General features: G+C 64.1%; 23 protein-coding genes. 5 read left to right on the top strand and 18 right to left on the bottom strand.

What is annotated here, in order from left to right:
• The first annotated feature begins 105 nt into the window (after positions 1–105).
• On the top strand, positions 106–1,107 hold the full coding sequence (locus NKH22_RS08115; protein WP_023687938.1) for an ornithine cyclodeaminase family protein: 1,002 nt from the start codon (positions 106–108) through the stop codon (positions 1,105–1,107).
• Positions 1,104–2,612 (top strand): HAL/PAL/TAL family ammonia-lyase, encoded by a 1,509-nt coding sequence (locus NKH22_RS08120; protein WP_352909327.1) that lies wholly within the window; start codon positions 1,104–1,106, stop codon positions 2,610–2,612. The genes NKH22_RS08115 and NKH22_RS08120 overlap by 4 nt, the downstream gene beginning before the upstream one ends.
• On the opposite strand, the gene NKH22_RS08125 is transcribed toward NKH22_RS08120, so the two are convergent.
• The 12 genes from NKH22_RS08125 to NKH22_RS08180 all read right to left on the bottom strand — a co-directional run bounded on the left by NKH22_RS08125 (position 2,613) and on the right by NKH22_RS08180 (position 14,373).
• On the bottom strand, positions 2,613–3,416 hold the full coding sequence (locus NKH22_RS08125) for a 3-methyl-2-oxobutanoate hydroxymethyltransferase (protein WP_023725437.1): 804 nt from the start codon (positions 3,414–3,416) through the stop codon (positions 2,613–2,615). It abuts the gene before it with no gap.
• Positions 3,417–3,501: 85 nt separating this feature from the next.
• The gene (locus NKH22_RS08130) at positions 3,502–4,596 is read right to left on the bottom strand and encodes a fatty acid desaturase family protein (protein ID WP_352909328.1); all 1,095 of its coding nucleotides are present in this window, start codon (positions 4,594–4,596) and stop codon (positions 3,502–3,504) included.
• A gap of 18 nt (positions 4,597–4,614) precedes the next feature.
• The gene (locus NKH22_RS08135; RefSeq protein WP_352909329.1) at positions 4,615–5,529 is read right to left on the bottom strand and encodes a sugar phosphate isomerase/epimerase family protein; all 915 of its coding nucleotides are present in this window, start codon (positions 5,527–5,529) and stop codon (positions 4,615–4,617) included.
• A gap of 54 nt (positions 5,530–5,583) precedes the next feature.
• Positions 5,584–6,672, bottom strand: coding sequence for a Gfo/Idh/MocA family protein (locus tag NKH22_RS08140; protein ID WP_352515217.1), 1,089 nt, complete (start codon positions 6,670–6,672; stop codon positions 5,584–5,586).
• Between the two features lie 103 nt (positions 6,673–6,775).
• The gene (locus tag NKH22_RS08145; RefSeq protein WP_352909331.1) at positions 6,776–7,843 is read right to left on the bottom strand and encodes an ABC transporter ATP-binding protein; all 1,068 of its coding nucleotides are present in this window, start codon (positions 7,841–7,843) and stop codon (positions 6,776–6,778) included.
• Positions 7,843–8,631, bottom strand: coding sequence for an ABC transporter permease (locus NKH22_RS08150; RefSeq protein ID WP_352909410.1), 789 nt, complete (start codon positions 8,629–8,631; stop codon positions 7,843–7,845). Before NKH22_RS08150 ends, NKH22_RS08145 begins: the two co-directional genes overlap by 1 nt.
• Entirely contained in the window at positions 8,631–9,500 is an 870-nt protein-coding gene (locus tag NKH22_RS08155) for an ABC transporter permease (RefSeq protein WP_023702159.1), read from the bottom strand. Before NKH22_RS08155 ends, NKH22_RS08150 begins: the two co-directional genes overlap by 1 nt.
• Positions 9,501–9,566: 66 nt before the next feature.
• Positions 9,567–10,628, bottom strand: a complete 1,062-nt coding sequence (locus NKH22_RS08160; protein WP_023687931.1) for an ABC transporter substrate-binding protein — start codon at positions 10,626–10,628, stop codon at positions 9,567–9,569.
• A 33-nt stretch (positions 10,629–10,661) separates the two neighbouring features.
• Positions 10,662–11,636: a PfkB family carbohydrate kinase gene (locus NKH22_RS08165; protein ID WP_023752094.1), complete on the bottom strand. Its 975-nt coding sequence runs from the start codon at positions 11,634–11,636 to the stop codon at positions 10,662–10,664.
• A complete protein-coding gene (locus NKH22_RS08170) occupies positions 11,633–12,667 on the bottom strand; it encodes an ADP-ribosylglycohydrolase family protein (RefSeq protein WP_023696232.1) in 1,035 nt (344 codons plus the stop codon). The genes NKH22_RS08165 and NKH22_RS08170 overlap by 4 nt, the downstream gene beginning before the upstream one ends.
• A 3-nt stretch (positions 12,668–12,670) precedes the next feature.
• Positions 12,671–13,396: a GntR family transcriptional regulator gene (locus tag NKH22_RS08175; protein ID WP_023752095.1), complete on the bottom strand. Its 726-nt coding sequence runs from the start codon at positions 13,394–13,396 to the stop codon at positions 12,671–12,673.
• A 206-nt stretch (positions 13,397–13,602) separates the two neighbouring features.
• Positions 13,603–14,373: an IclR family transcriptional regulator domain-containing protein gene (locus NKH22_RS08180; protein WP_352909333.1), complete on the bottom strand. Its 771-nt coding sequence runs from the start codon at positions 14,371–14,373 to the stop codon at positions 13,603–13,605.
• Between the two features lie 116 nt (positions 14,374–14,489).
• Here NKH22_RS08180 and NKH22_RS08185 point away from each other — a divergent pair, with 116 nt between their 5' ends.
• The 3 genes from NKH22_RS08185 to pcaF are packed head-to-tail and all read left to right on the top strand — an operon-like array spanning position 14,490 to position 17,339.
• The gene (locus NKH22_RS08185) at positions 14,490–15,347 is read left to right on the top strand and encodes a CoA transferase subunit A (RefSeq protein ID WP_352909335.1); all 858 of its coding nucleotides are present in this window, start codon (positions 14,490–14,492) and stop codon (positions 15,345–15,347) included.
• Entirely contained in the window at positions 15,344–16,132 is a 789-nt protein-coding gene (locus NKH22_RS08190) for a CoA-transferase subunit beta (RefSeq protein ID WP_023696236.1), read from the top strand. The genes NKH22_RS08185 and NKH22_RS08190 overlap by 4 nt, the downstream gene beginning before the upstream one ends.
• A 1-nt stretch (position 16,133) precedes the next feature.
• On the top strand, positions 16,134–17,339 hold the full coding sequence (gene pcaF, locus NKH22_RS08195; protein WP_023725443.1) for a 3-oxoadipyl-CoA thiolase: 1,206 nt from the start codon (positions 16,134–16,136) through the stop codon (positions 17,337–17,339).
• Between the two features lie 14 nt (positions 17,340–17,353).
• Here pcaF and pobA read toward each other — a convergent pair whose 3' ends face one another.
• Genes pobA through pcaD form a run of 6 tightly spaced genes read right to left on the bottom strand, consistent with a single transcriptional unit; the run spans position 17,354 to position 22,169 of the window.
• The gene (gene pobA, locus NKH22_RS08200) at positions 17,354–18,526 is read right to left on the bottom strand and encodes a 4-hydroxybenzoate 3-monooxygenase (protein ID WP_023696238.1); all 1,173 of its coding nucleotides are present in this window, start codon (positions 18,524–18,526) and stop codon (positions 17,354–17,356) included.
• Positions 18,526–19,578, bottom strand: a complete 1,053-nt coding sequence (locus NKH22_RS08205; protein ID WP_352909337.1) for a 3-carboxy-cis,cis-muconate cycloisomerase — start codon at positions 19,576–19,578, stop codon at positions 18,526–18,528. Before NKH22_RS08205 ends, pobA begins: the two co-directional genes overlap by 1 nt.
• A gap of 16 nt (positions 19,579–19,594) precedes the next feature.
• Positions 19,595–20,209, bottom strand: coding sequence for a protocatechuate 3,4-dioxygenase subunit alpha (gene pcaG, locus NKH22_RS08210; protein ID WP_023821832.1), 615 nt, complete (start codon positions 20,207–20,209; stop codon positions 19,595–19,597).
• On the bottom strand, positions 20,209–20,964 hold the full coding sequence (gene pcaH / locus NKH22_RS08215) for a protocatechuate 3,4-dioxygenase subunit beta (RefSeq protein ID WP_023696240.1): 756 nt from the start codon (positions 20,962–20,964) through the stop codon (positions 20,209–20,211). Before pcaH ends, pcaG begins: the two co-directional genes overlap by 1 nt.
• A complete protein-coding gene (pcaC, locus tag NKH22_RS08220) occupies positions 20,954–21,367 on the bottom strand; it encodes a 4-carboxymuconolactone decarboxylase (protein ID WP_023685273.1) in 414 nt (137 codons plus the stop codon). Before pcaC ends, pcaH begins: the two co-directional genes overlap by 11 nt.
• Positions 21,360–22,169 (bottom strand): 3-oxoadipate enol-lactonase, encoded by an 810-nt coding sequence (gene pcaD / locus NKH22_RS08225; RefSeq protein WP_352909339.1) that lies wholly within the window; start codon positions 22,167–22,169, stop codon positions 21,360–21,362. The genes pcaC and pcaD overlap by 8 nt, the downstream gene beginning before the upstream one ends.
• Positions 22,170–22,190 lie beyond the last annotated feature (21 nt).

Raw genomic sequence — 22,190 nt, forward strand, 5'->3', positions numbered from 1 at the left:
AACCGCGTTGAACAGCATATGGCTGGCCCCGTCCAGAGCTTATCCAACAAACTTCCGTGTCGGCTCGCAGCCTGTTATGGATGGGCGGGCGGCCAAGGACATTGCATGAAGCCTATCTATATCGACTACCTCAATGGCCTCGATATCGAAGCCCTGGAGATGACCGACGGCGAAATCATTGCCGCTGTCGAAGCCGGGCTTATCGCGCAAGGCAATGGCCAGACGGTGATCGAGCCGCGCGTCCATCTTGAACCCGCCCCTTCCTTCCATGGCCATTTCAACGTTCTGCGCGGCTACGTTGCGCCGCTCGATACGGCGGGCGTGAAAATCGTCGGCGACTATGTCGACAACTATCTGCACGGGCTCCCTTCAGAATTTGGCATTTTGAACCTGTTCGATCCGCGCACCGGCACGCCGCGCGCCATTCTCGACGCCACCGTCATCACCGACATGCGCACCGGCGCCGTCACCGCTATCGGCGCCAAACATCTGGCGCGCAAGAACTCCAAGGTGCTGGCCCATATCGGCGCGCGCGGCACCGCCTATTGGAATGTGCGCCTGCTCGACCATCTCTTCGACTTCGACGAGATCCGCGTCCATTCGCGCCGCCCGGAAAGCCGCGACGGCTTCGCCGCCAAACTCTCGGCCGATCTCGGCAAGAAAGTTACCGCGGTTGCCGACTGGGAAAGCTGCATCAAGGGCGCCGACATCGTCGTCGAGGCCTCGCGGCTGCCGGAGCCGCAGCCGCTGCTCAAGACCGAATGGATCAAGCCCGGTGCGCTGGTCGTGCCCTATGGTACGATGAGCGCGGTGGAGCTGTCATTGACCGACATCATGCAGAAAATGGTCGTCGACGACTGGGGCCAGTGCAAAGGCGGCAAGTTCGGCTCGCTGCGCGCCCATGTCGAGACCGGGCGGCTGAGCGAAGCGACGCTGCACGCCGAGCTCGGCCAGATCGCTGCCGGTCTCAAGCCGGGACGCCAGAGCGACGACGAGACGATCCTGTTCTGGCATCGCGGCCTGTCGCTGTCCGACATTGCGCTGGGCAAGGCGATGCTGGCCAAGGCTGCTGATAAAGGCATCGGCCAGAGGCTGCGCTTCGCATGAGCGCGCTCGTCCTCACCGGCGCCGGCGTCAGCGTCGAGGACGTTGCGCAGGTCGCCCGCGGCGGCCGCAAGGTCGAGGTTGAACCGACAGTCATCGAGAGGCTCGACAAAGCGCGAAAAGTGCTCGATCAGGTCGCCGCGTCCGGTCAGCAAATCTATGGGCTCAACACCGGGCTCGGCGCCAATCTCGGCACATCGGTCGAGGGCGATGCCAGCGCCTTCCAGCGCCAGTTGCTGGAAGGGCGAAGCGGCGCTGTCGGCGAACCGTTGCCCCAAGAGGCGGTGCGGGCGACCATGCTTGCGCGCGCAGCGATGCTGGCAGTCGGCGGCTCCGGCATTTCGCCGGCGGCTTTCACCGCCCTTGTCGATGCGCTCAATGCAGGCGTGCATCCGGTAATGCCGCAGTTGGGCTCGATCGGCGCCGGCGATCTCGTGCTGATGGCGGCGCTCGCCCGTCTGCTGACCGGCGACGGCGAAGCTGACTATCAGGGTCGGCGCATGCCGGCGGCCAAGGCGTTGATGATGGCGCGGTTGGCTCCGATCAGCCTGGCGCCGAAAGACGGCCTGTCGCTGATCAACGCCTCGGCGGTATCAGCCGGCACTGGCGCGTTGGTACTGGCCGACGCGCTGTCGGCCTTTGCGCAACAGCAGCAGGCCGGCGCGCTGACCATGGAAGGGTTTGGCGCCAACCGCACCATCCTCGATCCGCGCCTGCATCTGGCGCGGCCGGCAGCCTGCCAGCAACTCGCGGCCAAGGGCTTGCGCTACCTGCTTGCCCGCGACGAAGAGCCGGCGCCGACCACCCTGCAGGACCCGCTGTCGATCCGCTGCATGCCGTCGATCCATGGTGCATTGATCCAGGCGATCGACCAGGCGCGGCTGGCGCTGGAGATCGAACTCAATGCCGCCGCCGACAATCCACTGGTGCTGGGCGATGACGGGCTGGTTCTGTCGACCGGCAATTTCCACACCGCATCGCTGGCGCTTGCCTTCGAGACGCTCGGCCTGGCGATCGCGCAATGTGCCGCGGCAAGCGTTGCCCGCTTCATCCAGCTCGCCGGCTCCGGCCGCAACGGTCTGCCCAGATATCTGTCGCCGGTTGGCGGCGCCTCGGCCGGTTTCGTGCCGCTGCAAAAGACGGCAACGGCAATCCTGGCCGGCATCCGCCACAAGGCCAATCCGGTGATGCTGGATTTCCTGGCCGTGTCCGAAGGCGTAGAGGACCACGCCACGCAGACGCCGCTTGCCGTGTCGAAATGCGCCGGGATGATCGCGCTGTGGCGACGGCTGATCGCCTTCGAACTGATGGCCGCCGCGCAAGCCGTGGACCTGCGCGACGGTCTCAAGCTGGCGCCCGGCACAGCAGCGGTCCATACCGCGGTGCGCGCGCATGTAGCGATGCTGAGGGAAGACCGGCCGCTGGGAACAGACGCCGAGGTGCTCCACGCAATGCTTTCCGACGGAACATGGCAAGGCGCTGCGACGACCGGCAAAGAGGCCGAGTAGTCAGCCCTTTGCGTCCACCCGTTTCATGAACAGGCTGAGCTCGGCCGGATCCATGCGCACGACATGCCTGTCTTCCGGATAGGCGCCGCTATCGACGTCGGCAACGTACTCGGAAAACGCCGCGACGCGTTCGGCCTGCAGGCGATCGTACTCGGCGGCGAAGTTGCGGTAGACCTTGGAATGGCGCGGCATGTGGCCCCGGTTCTGGCCAAGAATATCGTCGGCGAACAGATACTGCGCGTCGCAGCCGGTGCCGGCACCCATCGACAGCATGATCAGCGAGGTCCGTTCTGAGATCGCCTTCGCCACCTCGACCGGCACCACTTCGATCTCGGCACCAAGCGCTCCAACGGCCTCATACTGCTTGACCGCCTCAAAAATCTGCATGGCGGTGTCGGCGGTCTTGCCGACGGCCTTGAAGCCGCCGGTCCAGGTGGCGCGGGACGGAATGAGGCCGACATGGCCGATCACGGGGATCGCGTCGTCGGCGAGCCGCTTCACGGTGGCGAAACCGGCGCTGCAATAAACGGCGTCGGCTCCGGCCTTGTAGAGCCGGAACGCCCAGCGCAGGAAATCGTCCGCCGTGCCTATTTCATAGAAGTTCTCGCCCGGCATGGTGAACAGGCTAGGCGCCGCATCGCGATACTCAGGGTTGAGCACCAGCTCGGGCGGCACCGAGACGATATCGACCCCTGCCCGCTCGGCAGCCTCGGCCTCGTCCATGGTCAGAACGCGCAGCATGGTCAGCTGGCGCTTGCCCTTCATGGCGCGCAGATCGGCGACGGTCGGTCTCTTTCGGCTCATCGGGATGTCCCTGTTGGCTGGTTGCTTTTCCCGGTCACCTTACCGGCCCCGTAACAGGCCGGATAGAAGGCGGGTGGTTTATTCGCTACTCGGCCGCCGCCGACATATCGAGCTCGTGAAATTCACCGCGATAGGGCCGCGCCGTCGGCGGCAATTCGCGCTTGAGGAAATAATCCTCGTACCGCAGCTGCTTCAGCAGCACCGGCCAGACCTCGCGATAGGCATGCCATATGGACGGGTTCGCCGCCGGCAGGTCGTGCTTGATCAGCGCGTGCAGCCTCGGCAGCGCATGGTAGGGCACCATCGGAAACATGTGATGCTCGACGTGGTAATTCATGTTCCAGTAGATGAAGCGGCTGACCGGGTTCATGTAGACGGTGCGCGTGTTCAGCCGGTGGTCGACGACATTGTCGGCCAACCCGATATGCTGGAGCAGGCCGGTCAGAACCATGTGCCAGCTGCCATAAAGACGCGGCAGGCCGATCAGCACCAGCGGCAGCCATGAACCCAGCGCGATCGCGAGGGCGATCGTCGCAACGTACACGGCGGCATGCCAGCGCGCCGCCGTGATGGCCTTGCCCTGTTCGGTCTCAGGAATGTAGCTCTTTTCGTCGTCCGACAGCTTGCCCAACGCCTGGCGCGCCAGGATCGGCAGCGAATAACGGAAATCGAAAATGCCGGTGAAGGCAAGCGCCGCCTTGACCAGATTTGGCGGCCGCATTACCGCGATCTCGGCGTCACGGCCGACGATGATCGTGTCGGTGTGATGCCGCGCATGACTCCAGCGCCATTGCACCGGATTGCGCACCACCATGAAGCTGGCGATTTCGTAGATCGCATCGTTCATCCAGCGTGTGCGGAAGGCGGTGCCATGGCCGCATTCGTGCCAGCGCGAATCGCTCGACGATCCATAGAGCACGCCATAGAGGAGCAGGAACGGCACCACCCACCACGTGCCCCAGAACCACACGATGCCGGCGGCCGAGCCCAGGATGGCTGCGATCCAGATCACTGTATCGCGGATCGCCGGCCCGTCGGAGCGCTGCATCATTTCCTTCATTGCCTTGCGCGGCACGTCGGTGTGATACCACTCGGCCGAGGCCAGCCCGGTCTCGATCGCCCGGCGGGTGCTTTCGCCGACCAGGCCGTAATCGCGCTTTGTCTTGGCCGCCGTCGCCATCACCGTCTCGCCCTGCCCTTAGAGACCGTTGGCGCGGAATTTCCCGTCGAGGAATGTCTTTGCGCGCGGCACGTCGTCCTCGGTCAGATGCTCGATAATGACCGGGATGTTCGGGTGCTTTTCGCTGAGCCGCTTCAGATAGAGGTCGTAGTTGAGCGAGCCGAGACCGGGCGCCGGCAATTCGATCTCGCCGACGCCGCGGAAGGTCAGCCCCTCATGCGCATCCGCATCGCCGATATCGGCATGCTTTTCCGTCTTGTCGCTGCCGGAGCGTTTCACATCCTTGGCATGCGCGATCCGGATCTTGTCGGCCAGCGTGTCGAACACCTGGTTCAGCACCTGGTCCATGCGGTCGATATTGTGCGCCTCGAAATAATTGGTCGGATCCATCAGCAGGCCGAGGCCCGGATGGTCGACCTGCGCGAACATTTTGACCGTCTCCTCGACCGAACCGACGACATTGTTGACATAGGTTTCGAGCAGGAACACCGCCCCATGGTCGTAAGCCGTCTGGGCAAGCTCCGAGATCACCTTGCGGCATTCCTCGAAGCCTTCCTCGGTCTTGTTCTTGGGGTGATGCACCCAGTCGGATTCGGTGTTGTAGGTGCCGGTCTCCGAGATCACGTAGGGCGAGCCGAAGGCGCGCGCATTGCGGATGATTTCCTTGAGATAGCCGACGCGCTTGTCGCGCTCGGATTTGTCGGGATGGATGATGTTGGTGTAGCCCGAGATGCAGCACACCGGCAGATTGTGGTCTCGGAACGTGTCGCGCACCGTCCTCGCCTTGTCCCCGGTGATCTGCCCGGCCGTGAGATCGACATCCCTGAAATGCATATCGAGCTGCACCGTGTTGAAACCGAGCCCGCGAATGCGGCGGGCGGCCTCGGCGAGCTCATAGGGGAAATAGCCGGTGAATATACCTGCCTGCATCATGATGTGAACTCCTCCCTGTGAGCGATTCAGCCGCCACGCTATTCGGCGGCATGTTCAGTCGATCGATATCTCGGACAGCTTGACGGTGCGGCCTTGCGCCATCGAGCGGTAGCCGGCCTCGACCAGCGCCATCGTCTTGACGTTGTCGGCAACCGATAATGCCGGCGGCGCGCCTGTCTTTACCGCATGCTGCAATTGCTCCATCACGCCGATGAAGGCATGCGGGAACCACATCGTGTCCCAGCTCGGGCTGACCCACTTGCCATCCGTCGTCTCGGTCGACGCATAGGTCAGCGTCGAGGCAGCGCCTTTCGGCCAGCCGATGGTGCCCTTCGCGACACCCTTGGTGCCGTCGACGCGCCAGTTGATGTGCTGGTCGTCCAGATAGCCCTCCTGGCGCGGTCCGGACCAGACATCCTCCAACGACACGGCGAGCACGCCGGAGGGAAAGCGCAGCGTCGAGACGGTGATGCCGTCGCTATGCTCGAATGTCGTGCGCGGGTCCTTGCGTGTCAGCGTGGTGATTTCCGAGGGATCGCCGAACAGGAAGCGCAGCACGTCGAGATGATGCACGCTCATATTGGCGAGCGTCAGCCGGTCGTAGTCCTGAAGGAAAGTCTGCCAGTGCGGGATCGCATGCATGTCGATCTGCGCAAAGACGATGTCGCCCAGCGCGCCGCTGTCGATGATCTGCTTCAAGACGCGCATCGATTGGTCGTAGCGCATGTTCTGGTTGACCGAGAGGATCTTGCCTGACTTGGCTGCCTCGTCGCGCAGCTTCACGGCTTCATCGACCGACAGCGCCAGTGGCTTCTGCGCCAGGATCGCCTTGATGTGAGGCTGCTTCAGCGCATGGCGGATCAGCGCCGGCTGCAGATCGGGCGGAAACGCAAGGTCGACGATCTCGATCTCGGGATTCTCGATCAGTTGTTCCGGCGTGTCGTGGACGGTCGGAATGCTCCAGCGTGCAGCTACCTTCTCGGCGCTGGCCTTGGTGCGCGAGGCGATGGCGACGACTGGGAAACCGGCCTGCGCATAGGCGGCAAGATGGCATTCGGCCATGATCATGCCGGCGCCGATGCAACCGATCCGGTATTCGCTGGTGCGAACCCTCACATCCGGCTCGAAACCCTGGCCTGCCATCCATTCCTCCCTTGGACGACAGGATATAACGCCATGGCCGGCCCATCAGCCAAGGTCCGCTCCATCAATTCCCATCAGAACCATGCCGGGGTGACGGTGCGAACTAGTTTGCGGCAATCAGCACGGTGCTTTCCGGCGACCAGCTGAGCACCACATCCTGGCCCTCGGCCAGCCGGTCACTGCCGGTATTTTGGACGATGACTTTCAACGTCTGGCCGGCGCGCTCGACGAAATAGGTGCTGTTGTTGCCGGCGAAAATGCGCTTGGAGATCTGGCCCTTCAGAGCGTTGGCATTGGCCGCATCCGCAACCCCGGCATCGGTCGCGATGCGAATGCGTTCGGGACGCACGGCGCAGCTGGCCTTCGTACCGGCGGCAAGCCGATCACCCACCCCGGCGGCGATCGCCGTGCCGTCAGGCAGCCGGATGCCGTTGCCGGTCGCATCGCCGCGAAAAATGTTTGCGTCGCCAAGGAAGGTGGCGGCGAATTCGCTCTTCGGCCGGTCGTAGATTTCCTCCGGCGGCCCTTCCTGCACGAGCCTGCCGTCCCGCAATATGCCGATGCTGTCGCTCATCGTCAGCGCCTCTTCCTGGTCGTGGGTGACGAAGATGGTGGTGATGCCGATCTCGCGCTGGATGCGCTTCAGCTCGATCTGCATGTCGACGCGCAGCGCCTTGTCGAGCGCGCCGAGCGGCTCGTCGAGCAACAGCACGCGCGGCTTGGTGACGATGGCGCGCGCCAGCGCCACACGCTGGCGTTGGCCACCGGAGAGCTGGTGCGGCCGCCGCTCGCCGAGCTTGCCGAGTTGGACGAGATCGAGCGCGCGCTGCACTTCGGTGGCGATCGTCGCTTTCGTTTCGCCGCGCACCGACAGGCCGAAGGCGACATTGTCGGCAACGCTCATATTGGGAAACAGCGCATAGTTCTGGAACACCATGCCGATGCGCCGCTTCTCGACCGGGACGCGTTCCACACTCTCGCCGCCGATGGAAATGCGCCCGCTATCCGGAAAATCGAAACCGGCGATTTGCCTGAGCAGCGTGGTCTTGCCGCTGCCCGAGGGGCCAAGCAGCCCATAGAAACCGCCATCGGCGAAATCGATGGAGACGTCGTCCAGCGCCTTGTGCGCGCCAAAACTGCGGGAGACGTTCGATACCTGCACGCCGGCCATTATTTCTCTCCGCCGAATTTGAAGAAGCGCGCCGTGAGCAGCATCAGCGCCATCGACACGACGATGATGATGGTCGAGACCGCGTTGATCTCGGGCGTGAACCCCTTGCGGATCGCGGCGTAGATTTCCACCGGCAGCGTCGTCTGCCCCGGCGTCGCCAGGAAGTAGGAGACGACGAACTGGTCGAACGACACGGCAAATGCGAACAAGCCGCCGGCAATGACGCCGGGCATGATCCACGGCAGCGTCACACGCCTCGTCACTTGCCACTGGTTGGCGCCGAGCGAGCGCGCCGCCTCTTCCAGCTCCGGTGCAAAAGTCTGCAGCCGGGCCGAGACGACGACGATGACATAGGGCAGCGCCAGCGCCACATGGCCGAGCAGGATGGCGAACAGGCCGCGGCCAATGCCGACGCCGAAGAAGAAGATCAGCATCGCCGTGCCGGTGATCAGCCACGGAATGGCGATTGGCGGAAACAGCAGCGCCAGCAGCACTTTCTTGCCGCGGAAATCATAGCGGAACAGCGCTAGCGAAGCGGCCGAGCCAAGCACCACTGAGATGAGCGTGGTGATGACCGCGATCTCGAGGCTGTTCCAGGTGGCCGCGATCAGCTGGTCGTTCTGCCAGAGCGAGGCATACCATTCCGTCGTCCATTCGAACGGCAATTGGTAGAAGGGCGAGACGTTGAACGACATCAGCGCCATGATGATGATCGGCAGATAGAGGAAGGCGAGCAGCAGGAAGATGTAAAACCGGCCCAGCCCTTGGAGGATGCGGGTGGTCTTCATCACGCGGCCCTCTTCAGCACCGGCGAGGCAACTGCGAGGATGACCAGCACGACGGCGAGCAGGATGAACGACAATGCCGCACCAAGCGGCCAGTTGAACACGGCGACGAACTGGTCTTCGATCACCGTGCCGTAGAAGGTGCCGGTGCGACCGCCGAGAATGCGCGGCTCCATGAACGAGCCGACGACCGGCACGAAGATCAGTGCCGCACCTGCCACCAGGCCGGGCATAGACAGCGGGATGATCACCCGCTTCAGCACCTGCAGCCGCGAGGCGCCGAGCGAGCGCCCGGCCTCGATCAGCGAGTCGTCGATTGCTTGCAGCGTGAGATAGCAGGTCAGCACCATATAGGGCACGTAGGAGTGCACCAGGCCGATGATGATTGCGGGATAGGAATACATCAGGTCGATGTTGATCTTGAACGGCAGCACGGCGTTGAGCGCCGTGTCGAGGATGCCGCCCTCGCGCAGCACCATCGCCCAGGAGAAGATGCGCACCAGCCCGTTCGACCAGAACGGCAGGATGACCAGCAGGAAGATCGCCTCGCGGCTGCGCCCCTTCAGCACCTTGGCCAGCACATAGGCGGCGGGGTAGCCGATGACGACGCACCACAAAGTCACTTCGAGGCCGAGCCGCAGCGAAGCGAGCAGCAGCGTCAGGTACAGGCTCTGCGAGAAGAATGCGGCGTAATTGCCAAGGGTGAACGCCCACGGCTTTCCCGACAGCGGCAGGTCGGTCATGAAGGAGAAGAATACCATGGCCGAGAGCGGCAGGAAGATCGCCACCGTCAGCCAGAGATAGGCCGGCGCCAGCAGCGGCAGGGCCGATCTCAGCCCGCTGCGCGACGCGACCGCACCCTGTACTGCCATGATACCCTCCTCCCCAGGATTGAAGGGCCAGCCGGCGCCAACCGCCGGCTGGTCCGGACGTGAGCGTTACTTCACGTCGACTTTGAGCTGCTGCCACAGCGCCAGATAGGCCTCGCGCTGCGCGTCGGTGATCGGCGCCTGGAACTGGATGCGCTTGGCCACCTCGGGATCGCCCATCACCTTGCGGTTGAAGGAGTCTTCAGGCAGCGCTTCCACCGCCTTGGTGTTGGCCGACACCGGAGCGCCGACCTTGGTGACCCATTCGACATAGAATTTCGGATCGATCATCCAGTTGATGAAGGCCTGCGCACCTTCGACATTCTTCGAGCCCACCGGGATCGAGAACGCGTCGAGCCAGGCGACGGCGCCTTCCTGCGGAACGACCAGCGAGACCGGCAGCTTGAAGTGGGTCTTAGCGCGATCGGCCGAGCCGCTCCAATAGGTGCCGATGTCGATCTGGTTGGAGGCGACCATCTGGTTCCAGTCGTTCTCCGAACTCCAGAACGTCTTGATCTGCGGCATCAGCGAGGTCAGCTTCGCCTTGACCGCTTCCATATCCTTGATGTCGTTGATATTCTGACCGGTGGCGATGGCGCCGAACTGCACCGCTTCGACAGCGTCGTCGCGAATGACGACCCGGCCCTTATGCGCTGGGTCCCACATTTCGGCGATCGAGGTCGGTGGCTTGTCGAAGGACTTTTCGTTGATTGCCAGCGCCGTCAGGCCCCACACCCACGGCACGCCATAGACCTTGCCGTCATGGTCGAGCATCGGCGATTGCGCCTTGTCCTTGCTGATGTCGGCATAGTTCGGCAGCTTCGAGACATCGATCGGCTGGATCAGCTTTTCCGCCATCGCCTGATCGTTGAAGGCGGCGTTGATCATGACCACGTCATAGAGGCCCGGATTGGTGCGGATCTTGGTCAGCATTTCCTGTTCGGAATTGAAGAAGTCGTTGACGACCTTGTTGCCGGTCGCCTTTTCGAAGGCTTCGATCGCCCACGGCTCGTCGGCGCCGTAGCCCTTCCAGTTGAGCACATGCACTTCGGCGGCACTGGCGGCCAGCGTGAGCGCGGAGGTGATGACGGCGGTCGCCGTCAGCAGGGCAGTCAGTCTTGGCATGCGCATGTTCGTTCCTCTCTTGTTTGCCCGCTTGGCGGGTCAGGCTGTCTGATGGGCCTTCTGGTTCTGGCCCGGCTCGCCCGTGGCGGCCTGGCTCAGGAAAGTCTGGATCTCGCTGTCGGTCGGCGCCGATGAGCCGCCATGGCGGGTGACGGAAAGTGCTGCCGCCGCATTGGCATAGCGCGCCGCCTCGAAGGGATGCACGCCGCGCGAGAGTGCACTGACGAAACCGCCGATATGGGTGTCGCCGGCGCCATTGGTGTCGATGGCATCGACCTTGAAGCCGGCAATGGTCTGCGTCTCGCCATTGACCAACCTCACGAAACAGCCCTTGGCGCCGGCGCGGATAACGACGCCTTCGGCCTTTGGGCAGTGGTCGGCGAGCAGCCGGGCGGCGAGTGCCTCGACATCGCCTTGCCCAGCGATCTCGACCGCTTCCGTCATGTTGCAGCTCAGCCATGTCGTACGGGCAAGCACCCGCGACAGGATGGGACGCGGGATATCCGCGATGACCGGCGTTGGATCGAAAACGAAGGGAATGTTTTCTGGCAGCGCCTCGATCCAGTCGGTCAGCGCGTTGCGGCTTCCGAGATAGCTCAGCGTGTAGCCCGACGTGAACACCCAATCATCAGACGCGACCACCACGGGCCTCATCATCTCGAGGCTGAGAATGCTCTCCGCACCGGGCCACGACACGAAGGTGCGCTCGGCATCCCCGGAGATCATGGCGACGCAATTGCCGCTGTCCATGACAGGGGATGGCGACGTCAGCGTTATGATGCCTTCGGCCGCAAACGCGGCGCGCAAAAAATCGCCATTCGGTCCGCTGCCGAGCTGGCCGCCGAACACCACCGTCATGCCGGTGCGGCTGGCCGCGACCATCATGTTGAAGCCGCCGCCGGCGACCTGCGCAAAGCTCGACGCGGTCTTCTCGCAGCCCGGCGCCGGCAAGGCGTCGATGCGGTAGACATAGTCGACGACGGCGCTGCCGATATGGACCAGACGCCCACTCATGCCGCGGCATCCTTGCTGGCCTTTGCCGTGCGCGCCGCGACGAGGTCTTCGGCAAGCGAGCGCACCTCCCCCATATCTATGCCGACGAGCCCGGCAATGTGTTGTTGCGGCAGTTGCGAAAAGCCGACGCAGGCGCCGGCCATGCCTGAGGCAATCGCGCCGATCGTGTCGGTGTCGCCGCCGAGATTGGCGCTGATGATTGCCGCTTGCCAGGGATCGCCCTGCGCGACTTCAAGCACGGCGAAAGCTGCCGGCACGGACTCCTGGCTGGCCACACCGGTGCCGACGAGATCGGTGATGAGCCCGATCGCATCCCGCATGGTCTTGCCGCGCACGAGCTCCTGCGCCCAGGCGATACGCGCGGCGATATCGCCACCAGTCACCCAATGTCCGAGCCGGGCGCCTCGCCGCGCGGCTGCTACCGCGCTGTCGGAAGCGGCACGCCAGTCGCCACCGGCGACGCCGTGGCTGGCGGCGGCGGCAACTGCTGCGGCCGAAGCGATGGCGATCGAGGTGTTGTGCGTGGCACGGCAAGTTTCGGCCACCTTGGCGACGAAAGCGTCGAGCGGTTCCAGCGGCATCATGATGCCGACCGGCGCGATGCGCATGGCCGCGCCATTGGTGTCGCCCCGGCTTCCCGCCTCTTCCGCCGGCACGCCGTCATTGATGGCGTCGATGGCGCGCTTGGTCGATGGTCCCAGCAGGTCATAGCTGCCGCGCGCCTTGACCTCGCGCTCCCAGTCGAGCAGTGCGTTCACCCAGCGCGCATGATCGAAGCGGTCGCCGGACTGGACCAGAATGCGACCAAGCAGCAGCGCCTGTTCGGTATCGTCGGTGATGGTGCCGGCAACGAGCCCCTTCGACACCGGATGATCGGCAAACGGCGCCACGAAATCCTCGACATGGCCGTATAGCTCGGCGATCCGCGCCGGCGACAGAAGCTGCGTCGGCATGCCCAGCGCATCACCGAGCGCCCCACCGACAAGCGCGCCCATGGCGCGATCGAGCGTGTCGTTGGTTCTGTCCGGCATCGCTCAAAACCTCATATGCAGCGCGAAATGCGCCGGGTTGAGCAGGCTGGTTACATATTCGATCGGCCGGTCGTCGGCCGCACGCGTCAGCCGGCGTCCGCGCAGGAACGGCGTGCCTTGCGGGCAGCCGAGAATGGCGGCGTCTTCGGCATTCAGCATCTCGATGCCGACCCATTCCTCGCCATGGTCTGGGATGAGGCCGGCGCCGCGCAGCGTCTGGTGCAGCGAGCCTTCGCGCAGACCGCGCAGCGGCACGTCCTCCAGTTCGGGCGACAGCGGCAGGCGGCTGCGTTCGATGGAGATCGCATGGCCGTCGCTGGCATTGGTGCGCACCCGGTCGACGGCGATGAAGAACGGGCTTTCGATGCCAAGCAGCGCGGCAAGATCGGCATCCTCGATCACTTCAAGCCGCAGCGTCCGCGTCTCGGCATTGGCGCCGGCATTGGCCAGCGCCCGCGACCAGCCGATGGCGTCGTCGACCGGCTTGCCGTCGAAGGTCACGAAAGAGCCGATGCCGACCTTGGTCGTTATCAGCCCACGGCTGGACAGCTCCTCAAGGCCCTTGCGGATCGTGTTGCGGCTGACGGAGAAGCGTTGGACGAGTTCGTTCTCGCTTTGCAGGCGGTCGCCGAAGCCAAGCACGCCGGAGCGGATCTCATGTTCGAGAACGGTGGCGATCTGCTCGGGCTTGCCCGTGCCGGGAGACAGTTGAACCACGCGCCGCCTCATATGGGTACCTGTTCAATAAACCTGTATAGTCCTGTTCAATATTGGAGTTGAAGGGCGACGTCAACGATATATTTGGATTCACGCATATGCGTTGTGCTCAGGTGCCCCGGGCATCGTTTGTTCGCATGGCGACGCTAACCGCGCAGGGCGTCCCGTCTCCGAGACAGAGCGGGGGCAGCGCTTCCCTCAGGCGATTAGCCTTGCGCTCACACCAAGAAAAATTCCTCAATCCGTTGCTTGGCCGTCCGCAGCGCTGGCAGGATATCCCGCTCCATCGCCTCGACGGAGAACCGCGCCGACTGCGTCGAGACGTTGATCGCCGCCACGGTCTTGCCGGCGCGGTCATAGATCGGCACCGCTATCGAGCGCAGGCCAAGTTCCAGCTCTTCATCGACGACGGCAAAGCCATCCGCCCTCGCCGCGTCGATGGCCTTGGCCAGCGCGGCGCGGCTGGTGATCGTCTTCGGCGTGCGCCGTTCGATCCTCGCCTCTGCAAGCAAGGCCTTCAGCTCATCCGCGCCCAGCCCCGCAAGCAGGACGCGCCCCATCGAGGTGCAATGCGCCGGCAGCCTGGTGCCGACATCGAGCGAAACGCTGAGGATGCGGCGGCCAGGAATGCGCGCGACATAGACGACTTCCTCGCCCGACAGCACCGCCGCGTTACAGGCCTCGTCGAATTGGCCCGCGACGTCGCGCATGATGGATGCCGCGAATGTCCACAGCGAGGCGCCGCCGAGCCAAGAGCGCACGATGGCGAGCAGGCGCGGCGACAGCGAAAACTGCCGGCCGGATCGCGTGGCATAGCCGGTGGCGGTCAGCGTCAGCAGGAAGCGACGCGCGCCGGCGCGGGTCAGCCCCGCCTCCTCCGCCATTTCGGTCAGCGTCATCCCGGCCGGATGCCGGGCCAGTATCTCCATGACTGCAAGGCCGCGCTCCAGCGAGCCGACATGGTCGCGCGTCTTTGCCTTGTCCTCCATGCGGCCTCCGCAAGACAATGCGCCGCCTTGACTCGTCTCGGCGGCGTGATGTAAAAATATCTCATACAAAACAAATGTTCGCAATACGAACTTTTTGAACTTCGGAGTTCTTGGCGATGGTCAATTTCCTGCCGCTCAAACAGGCCGTGGCTGAGAACCTGCATGATGGCGATACGGTCGCCTTCGAAGGCTTCACGCATCTGATCCCGACGGCGGCGGCGCACGAAGCCATCCGCCAGGGATTTCGCGACCTGACATTGATCCGCATGACTCCTGACCTGATCTACGACCAGATGATCGGCATGGGCATGGCCAAGAAGATCATCTTCTCCTATGTCGGCAATCCCGGCGTCGGCCTGCTGCGCCGCGCCCGCGATGCCATCGAGAACGGCTTTCCCCGGGCGATCGAGATCGAGGAACATAGCCATGCCGGCATGGCCAACGCCTATGAGGCGGGCGCGTCCGGCCTGCCCTGCGCGATTTTTCGCGGCTACCGCGGCGCCGGCCTGGCGGCGGTCAATCCGAACATCAAGTCGGTCACCTGCCCCTTCACCGGCGAAGTGCTGGCCGCTGTTCCCTCAATCCGCCCCGACGTGACCTTCATCCACGCCCAGAAGGCCGACAAAAAAGGCAATGTGCTGGTCGAAGGCATTATCGGCATCCAGAAGGAAGCGGTGCTCGCGGCCAAGCGCGCCGTGGTGACGGTAGAGGAAGTCGTCGACAATTTCGACGACCTGCATCCCAACCTCACCGTGCTGCCGCGCTGGACCATCGCTGCGATCTCGGTGGTATCAGGCGGTTCGCACCCCTCCTACACGCACGGCTATTATGCGCGCGACAATGCCGCCTATCTCGAATGGGACGACATCGCCGCCGACCGTGAAAGATTCCAGGCCTGGATGCAGGCCAATGTCATCGAACGCACGGCGGACGATTTCGCCGGCCGCGTAAAGCATCTGAGGAGCGCGGCATGAGCGGCTTTACTCCCAATGAGATGATGACGATTGCCGCCAGCCGAGCCCTGAAAAACGACGATGTCTGCTTCGTCGGCATCGGCGCGCCGTCGGCCGCCTGCAACGTCGCGCGGCTGACGCATGCGCCCGACATCACGCTGATCTATGAAAGCGGCACCATCGGCACCGCGCCCGATGTTTTGCCGCTGTCGATCGGTGACGGCGAACTTTGCGACACCGCCGTCACGACCGTCTCGGTGCCGGAGATGTTTCGCTACTGGCTGCAGGGCGGTCGCATTTCGATCGGTTTCCTCGGTGCCGCCCAGCTCGACAAGTTCGGCAACATCAACACCACCATCATCGGCGACTATGCGCATCCCAAGACCCGCCTGCCCGGCGGCGGCGGCGCGCCGGAGATCGCCACCTCGTCGAAGGAGATCTACATCACCATGGCGCAGTCCAAGCGCGGCATGGTCGAGAAGATCGACTTCTTCACCTCCTTCGGCCATGGCAATGGCGGCGACCATCGCCAGCGCCTCGGCATCGAGACATCAGGGCCGACGCTGCTGATCACCGACCTTGCCATCTGGAAGCCAGATCCGGTGAGCAAGGAATTCACCGTGGTGTCGTTGCATCCCGGCGCAACGCGGCAGCAGGTGCAGGACAGCTGTGGCTGGATCGTAAAGTTCGCCGAGGCGCTTGACGAAACGCCGGCGCCGACGGAACTCGAGCTGACGACATTGCGCGACCTGCAGGCCCGCACCAAGGCGGCGCATGAGGGAAGCGGAAAAGAAAAGGCCGCATGACATGACCGAGGCATTCATCTGCGATTACATCCGCACCCCGATCGGCCGTTTCGGCGGCTCGCTGTCGTCGGTGCGGGCCGACGATCTTGGCGCCATCCCGCTGAAGGCGCTGGTCGAGCGCAATGCCGGCATCGACTGGCAGGCTGTCGACGACGTCGTCTATGGCTGCGCCAATCAGGCCGGCGAGGACAACCGCAATGTAGCCCGCATGTCGCTGCTCCTGGCCGGACTGCCGAAGGAAATTTCAGGCTCGACCGTCAATCGCCTCTGCGGGTCCGGCATGGACGCGCTCACCATTGCCGCCCGCGCCATCAAGGCGGGCGAAGCCGAGTTGATGATCGCCGGCGGCGTCGAATCGATGAGCCGCGCGCCCTTCGTCATACCCAAGGCCGAGACCGCCTTTTCACGCCATGCCGAGATCCATGACACCACCATCGGCTGGCGCTTCATCAACCCGCTGATGAAGAAACAATATGGCGTCGATTCCATGCCGGAGACCGGCGAGAACGTCGCCGAGGACTTCCAGGTGTCGCGCGCCGACCAGGATGCGTTTGCCGTGCGCAGCCAGGACAAGGCCGTCGTAGCACAGGCCAATGGCCGGCTGGCGAAGGAGATCACCCCGGTGACGATCCCGCAGAAAAAGGGCGATGCGATTATCGTATCGAAGGATGAGCATCCGCGCGCCGGCACCACGGTCGAGTCGCTGGCCAAATTGCCGACGCCGTTCCGCCAGGGCGGCACCGTCACCGCCGGCAACGCGTCCGGCGTCAATGACGGCGCGGCGGCGCTGATCATCGCCTCCGAAGCGGCTGTGAAAAAATACGGCCTGACGCCGATCGCCCGCGTTCTCGGCGGCGCTGCTGCCGGCGTGGCGCCGCGCATCATGGGCATCGGCCCTGCCCCGGCGACACAAAAGCTCTGCGCCCGCCTCGGCCTGACACCGCACCAATTCGATGTCATCGAACTCAACGAAGCCTTCGCCTCCCAAGGCATCGCCGTGCTCCGTCAACTCGGCATCTCCGAGAATGCGGAGCACGTCAATCCGAATGGCGGCGCCATCGCGCTTGGTCATCCCTTGGGCATGTCGGGCGCGCGTATCACTGGCACCGCGGCACTGGAACTGCGCGAGCGCAGCGCCCGCTATGCGCTGGCCACCATGTGCATCGGCGTCGGCCAGGGCATCGCGGTGGCGCTCGAACGGGTTTGAGTTTTGCACCGCCCTTAATAGGGCAAACCGACATAGTTTTCAGCCAGCGCGGTCGACGCCGCTTGCGAATGCACGAGATAGTCGAGCTCGGCTTCCTGGATGCGCTGGCCGAACTCGCCCGTATCGGGAAAGCGGTGCAGCATCGTCGTCATCCACCAGGAGAAGCGCACCGCCTTCCACACTCTGGCCAACGCCTTGGCTGAATAAGCGTCGAGCCCGCTTGGTGATTTGTCCAGATAGAATTCGCGAAGCCCGGCAAAGAGATAGCGCACGTCGCTGGCGGCAAGGTTGAGCCCCTTGGCGCCCGTCGGCGGCACGATATGGGCGGCGTCGCCGACCAGGAACAGCCGGCCGAAGCGCATCGGCTCGGCAACGAAGGAGCGCAGCGGCGCGATCGACTTTTCGAAGGACGGCCCGGTAACAACGGCGGCGGCAGTCTGCTCGGGCAGGCGACGGCGCAACTCATCCCAGAAGCGGTCGTCGCTCCAGGCCTCGACGCTCTCATCAACCGGAACCTGCACATAGTAGCGGCTGCGATGTGTCGAGCGCATCGAGCACAGCGCAAAGCCACGCTCGTGGTTGGCGTAGACCAGTTCGTGATCGGCCGGCGGCACTTCTGCCAGCACGCCGAGCCAGCCGAACGGATAGGTCCGCTCGAAGGTTTTCAGGGCGCGTTCGGGCGCCGATTTGCGGCTGACGCCGTGATAGCCGTCGCAGCCGGCGATAAAGTCGCAGTCGATGCGATGGCTGACGCCATCCTTGTCGTAGGTGACGTAAGGCGCTTCGCCATCGAAACCGTGCAGCGCGACATTGGACGCCTCGTAGACGGTGACCAGCCCCGCCGCCTCGCGCTTGTCCATCAGGTCGTGTGTCACCTCGGTCTGGCCATAGACGGTGACGTGTTTTCCGCCGGTCAGCGCTGTGAGATCGAGCCGATGCAGGCTGCCGCCGAAGGCAAGCGAGACGCCGGCATGGGGTAGACCCTCAGCATGCAGCCTTGCCGCTGCGCCTGCTTGCTCCAGCAGCTCGACAGTGCCCTGTTCGAGCACCCCTGCCCGCACGCGGCCAAGCACGTGCTCCCGGCTCGAACGATCGAGGATCACGGTTTCGACGCCGATGCCGCTAAGCAGCTGGCCGAGCAGCAGCCCGGACGGTCCGGAGCCGACAATGACAATCTGGGTGCGCATCAGTGCCCCAGGCTTTCGATCTGTCCGGCGAGTTCCGCGGCAAGCCGCAAGGCGGCCGCGGTCGCAACCGCTATTTGCGGCAAGAGCAGCCATTCCAGCGTCCAGGCAGCACCGGAGCGCTCCTGCTCATGCACCAGCGCCTGGTGCATGCCGGAAAGCTGCGTGGCGTTGAAGCGGGCCAGCGCCACCAGCGCTTCGGCCTTGACCGGATTCTGCTTGTGCGGCATGGCCGATGAGCCGCCACCGCCGGATAGTTTGATCTCGGTGCCGCTCTGCGCCATCAGGGCGACGTCCTGGCCGAACTTGCCGAGGCTGCCGGTGATGAGCGACAGCAAACCGGCGAACTCGGCCAGCGCATCGCGCTGGTTGTGCCATTGCGGCGCATCGCCAAGGCCAAGCTTTGCGGCAAGGGCGGCGCGCACGGCAGGTCCTTTGTCGCCGAGCTTTTCCAGCGTGCCGGCGGCGCCGCCGAATTGCACTACCAGCAGACCCTTGGATTGCTCCGAGAGTCTCTGCTGATGCCGTTGCAGCGGCGTGCGCCACACCGCCACGCGGTCCGACGCCTGAATTGGGATCGCCGGCTGCATGCGCGTAATCGCTGTCAATGCACGGCTGCCAAAACGTTCTTCCAGCCCCACCAGCCGCAAAATGTTTTCAGTCAGCAGCAGGTCGAGATGTTCAATGAGCCGGCGCAGCCGAAGAACCAGGCCAGTGTCGATGACGTCCTGGCTGGTTGCGCCGAAATGCACGCCGGCGTCGTGCGGCGCGCCGACCGCTGCCTTCAACTGGCGCACCAGTTCGGGCACGATCACGCCATCCTTCGCCACACCGGCCCGCAGCCGCGCGGTGTCCGGCTTGTATGACAACAGGACAGGTATAATCGCCGCGGCGGCATCCGTGCCGATAATCCCGCTTTCGGCTTCCGCTTGCGCCAGCGCGCGCTCGAAATCGAGCATGGCGGCGATTTCCGCATCCACCGAAAAATGCCGAGCCGCCTCCTCGTCGCCGAGCAGGCCGGAAAGCAGCGGATGGTCGAAGGGCGATACGGTCATGTGCTGGTTTCCTCCGTCAGCTGTCGAAGAAGACCGTTTCCTTCTCCCCCTGGAGATGGACGTCGAAAATATAGTCGTCGCCTTGCCGCTCGGCGATCAGCGTCGGCACGCGCACCTTGTGCTCGATGCGGGCCAGGATCGGATCCTCGGCATTGGCCTTGGCCTCGTCGGAGAAATAGAGCCGCGTGTGGAGGCCGATATTGATGCCGCGGGCGACGATCCACAGGCTGATATGCGGCGCCATCAGCCGGCCGTCGCCATACGGCACGCGTCCCGGCTTGATCGTCTGAAAACTGCACAGGCCGGTTTCCATGTCGGTCGGCTGACGGCCCCAGCCCTGAAAATCCGGATCGGCATCGCCGCGCAATTCGGCCGGCGAATTGTAGAAGCCATTGGCATCCGCTTGCCAGATCTCGATCAACGCATCCCTGAGCGGCGTGCCGGTGCCGTCGAGCACGCGAATGCGCAAACCGATGTGGTCGCCCTTGGCGTTGTCGTTGAGCATCGTGGCGCCCAGGTCTGTCGGGTAGACGCCGCCGATACCGCCGAAATTCGGCGTCAGCCCGATATGCACATAAGGCCCCGCCGTCTGCGACGGGCTCTCCTTCAGCCGGCTGAGCGACTGCGCCATCAATTGCCCTCCGGACGGTTTTCGAACAGCGAGGCACGGCGTCCGCGCAACACGATGTCGAACTTGTAGGCGCGCGCGTCGAACGGGATCGTCGCCTGCATGTCGAGCGCGGCGACCAGCGTCTCAATCGCCGCCTTGTCGCGGATACCGCGCACGATCGGGCATCGCCAGATCAGCGGGTCGCCCTCGAAATACATCTGGGTGATCAGCCGCTGTGCGAAGCCGTGGCCGAACACCGAGAAATGGATGTGCGACGGCCGCCAGTCATTGGGCCCGTTCGGCCAGGGATAGGGACCTGGCTTCACCGTGCGAAAGGCATAACCGCCATCGGCATCGGTGATGGTGCGGCCGCAGCCGCCGAAATTCGGATCGAGCGGCGCGAGATAGCCGTCCTTCTTGTGGCGGTAGCGGCCGCCTGAATTGGCCTGCCAGAATTCGAGCAGCGCGCCTGAGACGCCCTGGCCGCGCTCGTCGAGCACGCGGCCATAGACGATGATACGCTCGCCGATGGCGCTCTCTCCGGGCTTTGCGAAATTGTGGATCAGGTCATTGTCGAGTTCGCCCAGCATGGCGTGGCCGAACACCGGACCGGTGATTTCCGAAGCCGTGTTGTCGAAGGCCAGCAGCGCCTTTTGCGGCGAGCGCAGCACCGACGTCTTGTAGTCGGGCGTCAGCGCCGGCGGATGCCAGCCGCGGTCGCGCTGGAAGAAGGCGCCGCTCTCGGGCCTGCGGTTCGAGCCGGCATCAGCTGGCATGGCCAGCCCTGCTTCCGTCCATTTCCGAAAACACCTCCTTGGCGATCCTGAAGGCGCGGTTGGCGGCCGGCACGCCGGCATAGATCGCGACATGCAGGAACGCTTCGCAGATATCGTCGCGCGACGCACCAGTGTTGGCGGTGGCGCGCACATGCATGGCGACCTCTTCATCATGGCCAAGGGCGGCCAGCAGTGCCAGCGTCACGATCGAGCGTTCGCGCCTGCTGAAGCCCGGACGCGCCCACACAGTGCCCCAGGCTGCCTCGGTGATCAGCTCCTGGAACGGCCGGTCGAAATCGGTGACGGCATCCTCGCTGCGATCGACATGAGGGTCGCCGAGCACCGAGCGCCTGACGGTCAGCCCGGTCTGGTATCTGGTTTCGTTTTTGGGCAGTTCATCCATGGGTCTGCTTTCTCAGGGGAAGCGCCGCGACGAAATCGCGGATCAGGGTGGTCAGCGCCTCGGGCTGTTCGACGCAAGGGATGTGCGCGGCGTCACGAATGATTTCGAAATGTGCGCCTGGGATCAGATCGGCCAGCCAGCGGACGAGATCCGGCGGCGTCGAGCCGTCCTGGTCGCCAACGACGCAAAGCGTGGGCACCGCGATCGCCTGCGCGGCCTCGGTGAAATCCGCGTCACGCACCGCGGCGCAGGTGCCGACATAGCCGGCGACGGCTTGCCGGGTCATCATGTTCCAGTAGCCGTCGAGCTCGGCGACACGGTCCGCGTGGAAGGCAGGCGTAAACCACATTTTGAGCACGGCATCGGCGATGGCCTGGATGCCTTTGCGTTCGACCGTTTCGATGCGGGTGTTCCAGCTGTCGGCCGTGCCGATCTTGTGGGCGGTGTCGCACAGGATGAGGCCGTCGACGATTTCGGGGCGCCGGGCATAAAACCCTTGCGCAATCAGGCCGCCCACGGACAGGCCGCACAGCACCGCATTGTTCAGTTCGAAATGATCGATCAGGCCCGACAGATCATCGACATGCTCGTCGATCGAGCTGACGCCACCAATGTCGGACAGGCCATGGCCGCGCTTGTCGTAGACCAACGCAGGCATTTCGCCACCCAGTTCGGACAACACCTCGTCCCAGATGCGGAAGTCGGTGCCCAGCGAATTGATGAACACGATCGGCCGCGCATTTCCGTTCGCCTTGATATGGCGATGGTGCAGCGTGATGCCGCCAATGTTGACGAATGGCACGATTTCGATCCTCCGTGTTCA

It is taken from the genome of Mesorhizobium sp. M1252 (assembly GCF_040318265.1).
Taxonomy (GTDB): Bacteria; Pseudomonadota; Alphaproteobacteria; order Rhizobiales; family Rhizobiaceae; genus Mesorhizobium.

What these genes read in the sequence shown, in the direction of transcription:
- NKH22_RS08115 (WP_023687938.1), top strand. Translation starts at nt 106, where the DNA reads ATGAAGCCTATCTATATCGACTACCTCAATGGCCTCGATATCGAAGCC.
- NKH22_RS08120 (WP_352909327.1), top strand. Translation starts at nt 1,104, where the DNA reads ATGAGCGCGCTCGTCCTCACCGGCGCCGGCGTCAGCGTCGAGGACGTT.
- NKH22_RS08125 (WP_023725437.1), bottom strand. Translation starts at nt 3,416, where the DNA reads ATGAGCCGAAAGAGACCGACCGTCGCCGATCTGCGCGCCATGAAGGGC.
- NKH22_RS08130 (WP_352909328.1), bottom strand. Translation starts at nt 4,596, where the DNA reads ATGGCGACGGCGGCCAAGACAAAGCGCGATTACGGCCTGGTCGGCGAA.
- NKH22_RS08135 (WP_352909329.1), bottom strand. Translation starts at nt 5,529, where the DNA reads ATGATGCAGGCAGGTATATTCACCGGCTATTTCCCCTATGAGCTCGCC.
- NKH22_RS08140 (WP_352515217.1), bottom strand. Translation starts at nt 6,672, where the DNA reads ATGGCAGGCCAGGGTTTCGAGCCGGATGTGAGGGTTCGCACCAGCGAA.
- NKH22_RS08145 (WP_352909331.1), bottom strand. Translation starts at nt 7,843, where the DNA reads ATGGCCGGCGTGCAGGTATCGAACGTCTCCCGCAGTTTTGGCGCGCAC.
- NKH22_RS08150 (WP_352909410.1), bottom strand. Translation starts at nt 8,631, where the DNA reads ATGAAGACCACCCGCATCCTCCAAGGGCTGGGCCGGTTTTACATCTTC.
- NKH22_RS08155 (WP_023702159.1), bottom strand. Translation starts at nt 9,500, where the DNA reads ATGGCAGTACAGGGTGCGGTCGCGTCGCGCAGCGGGCTGAGATCGGCC.
- NKH22_RS08160 (WP_023687931.1), bottom strand. Translation starts at nt 10,628, where the DNA reads ATGCGCATGCCAAGACTGACTGCCCTGCTGACGGCGACCGCCGTCATC.
- NKH22_RS08165 (WP_023752094.1), bottom strand. Translation starts at nt 11,636, where the DNA reads ATGAGTGGGCGTCTGGTCCATATCGGCAGCGCCGTCGTCGACTATGTC.
- NKH22_RS08170 (WP_023696232.1), bottom strand. Translation starts at nt 12,667, where the DNA reads ATGCCGGACAGAACCAACGACACGCTCGATCGCGCCATGGGCGCGCTT.
- NKH22_RS08175 (WP_023752095.1), bottom strand. Translation starts at nt 13,396, where the DNA reads ATGAGGCGGCGCGTGGTTCAACTGTCTCCCGGCACGGGCAAGCCCGAG.
- NKH22_RS08180 (WP_352909333.1), bottom strand. Translation starts at nt 14,373, where the DNA reads ATGGAGGACAAGGCAAAGACGCGCGACCATGTCGGCTCGCTGGAGCGC.
- NKH22_RS08185 (WP_352909335.1), top strand. Translation starts at nt 14,490, where the DNA reads ATGGTCAATTTCCTGCCGCTCAAACAGGCCGTGGCTGAGAACCTGCAT.
- NKH22_RS08190 (WP_023696236.1), top strand. Translation starts at nt 15,344, where the DNA reads ATGAGCGGCTTTACTCCCAATGAGATGATGACGATTGCCGCCAGCCGA.
- pcaF (WP_023725443.1), top strand. Translation starts at nt 16,134, where the DNA reads ATGACCGAGGCATTCATCTGCGATTACATCCGCACCCCGATCGGCCGT.
- pobA (WP_023696238.1), bottom strand. Translation starts at nt 18,526, where the DNA reads ATGCGCACCCAGATTGTCATTGTCGGCTCCGGACCGTCCGGGCTGCTG.
- NKH22_RS08205 (WP_352909337.1), bottom strand. Translation starts at nt 19,578, where the DNA reads ATGACCGTATCGCCCTTCGACCATCCGCTGCTTTCCGGCCTGCTCGGC.
- pcaG (WP_023821832.1), bottom strand. Translation starts at nt 20,209, where the DNA reads ATGGCGCAGTCGCTCAGCCGGCTGAAGGAGAGCCCGTCGCAGACGGCG.
- pcaH (WP_023696240.1), bottom strand. Translation starts at nt 20,964, where the DNA reads ATGCCAGCTGATGCCGGCTCGAACCGCAGGCCCGAGAGCGGCGCCTTC.
- pcaC (WP_023685273.1), bottom strand. Translation starts at nt 21,367, where the DNA reads ATGGATGAACTGCCCAAAAACGAAACCAGATACCAGACCGGGCTGACC.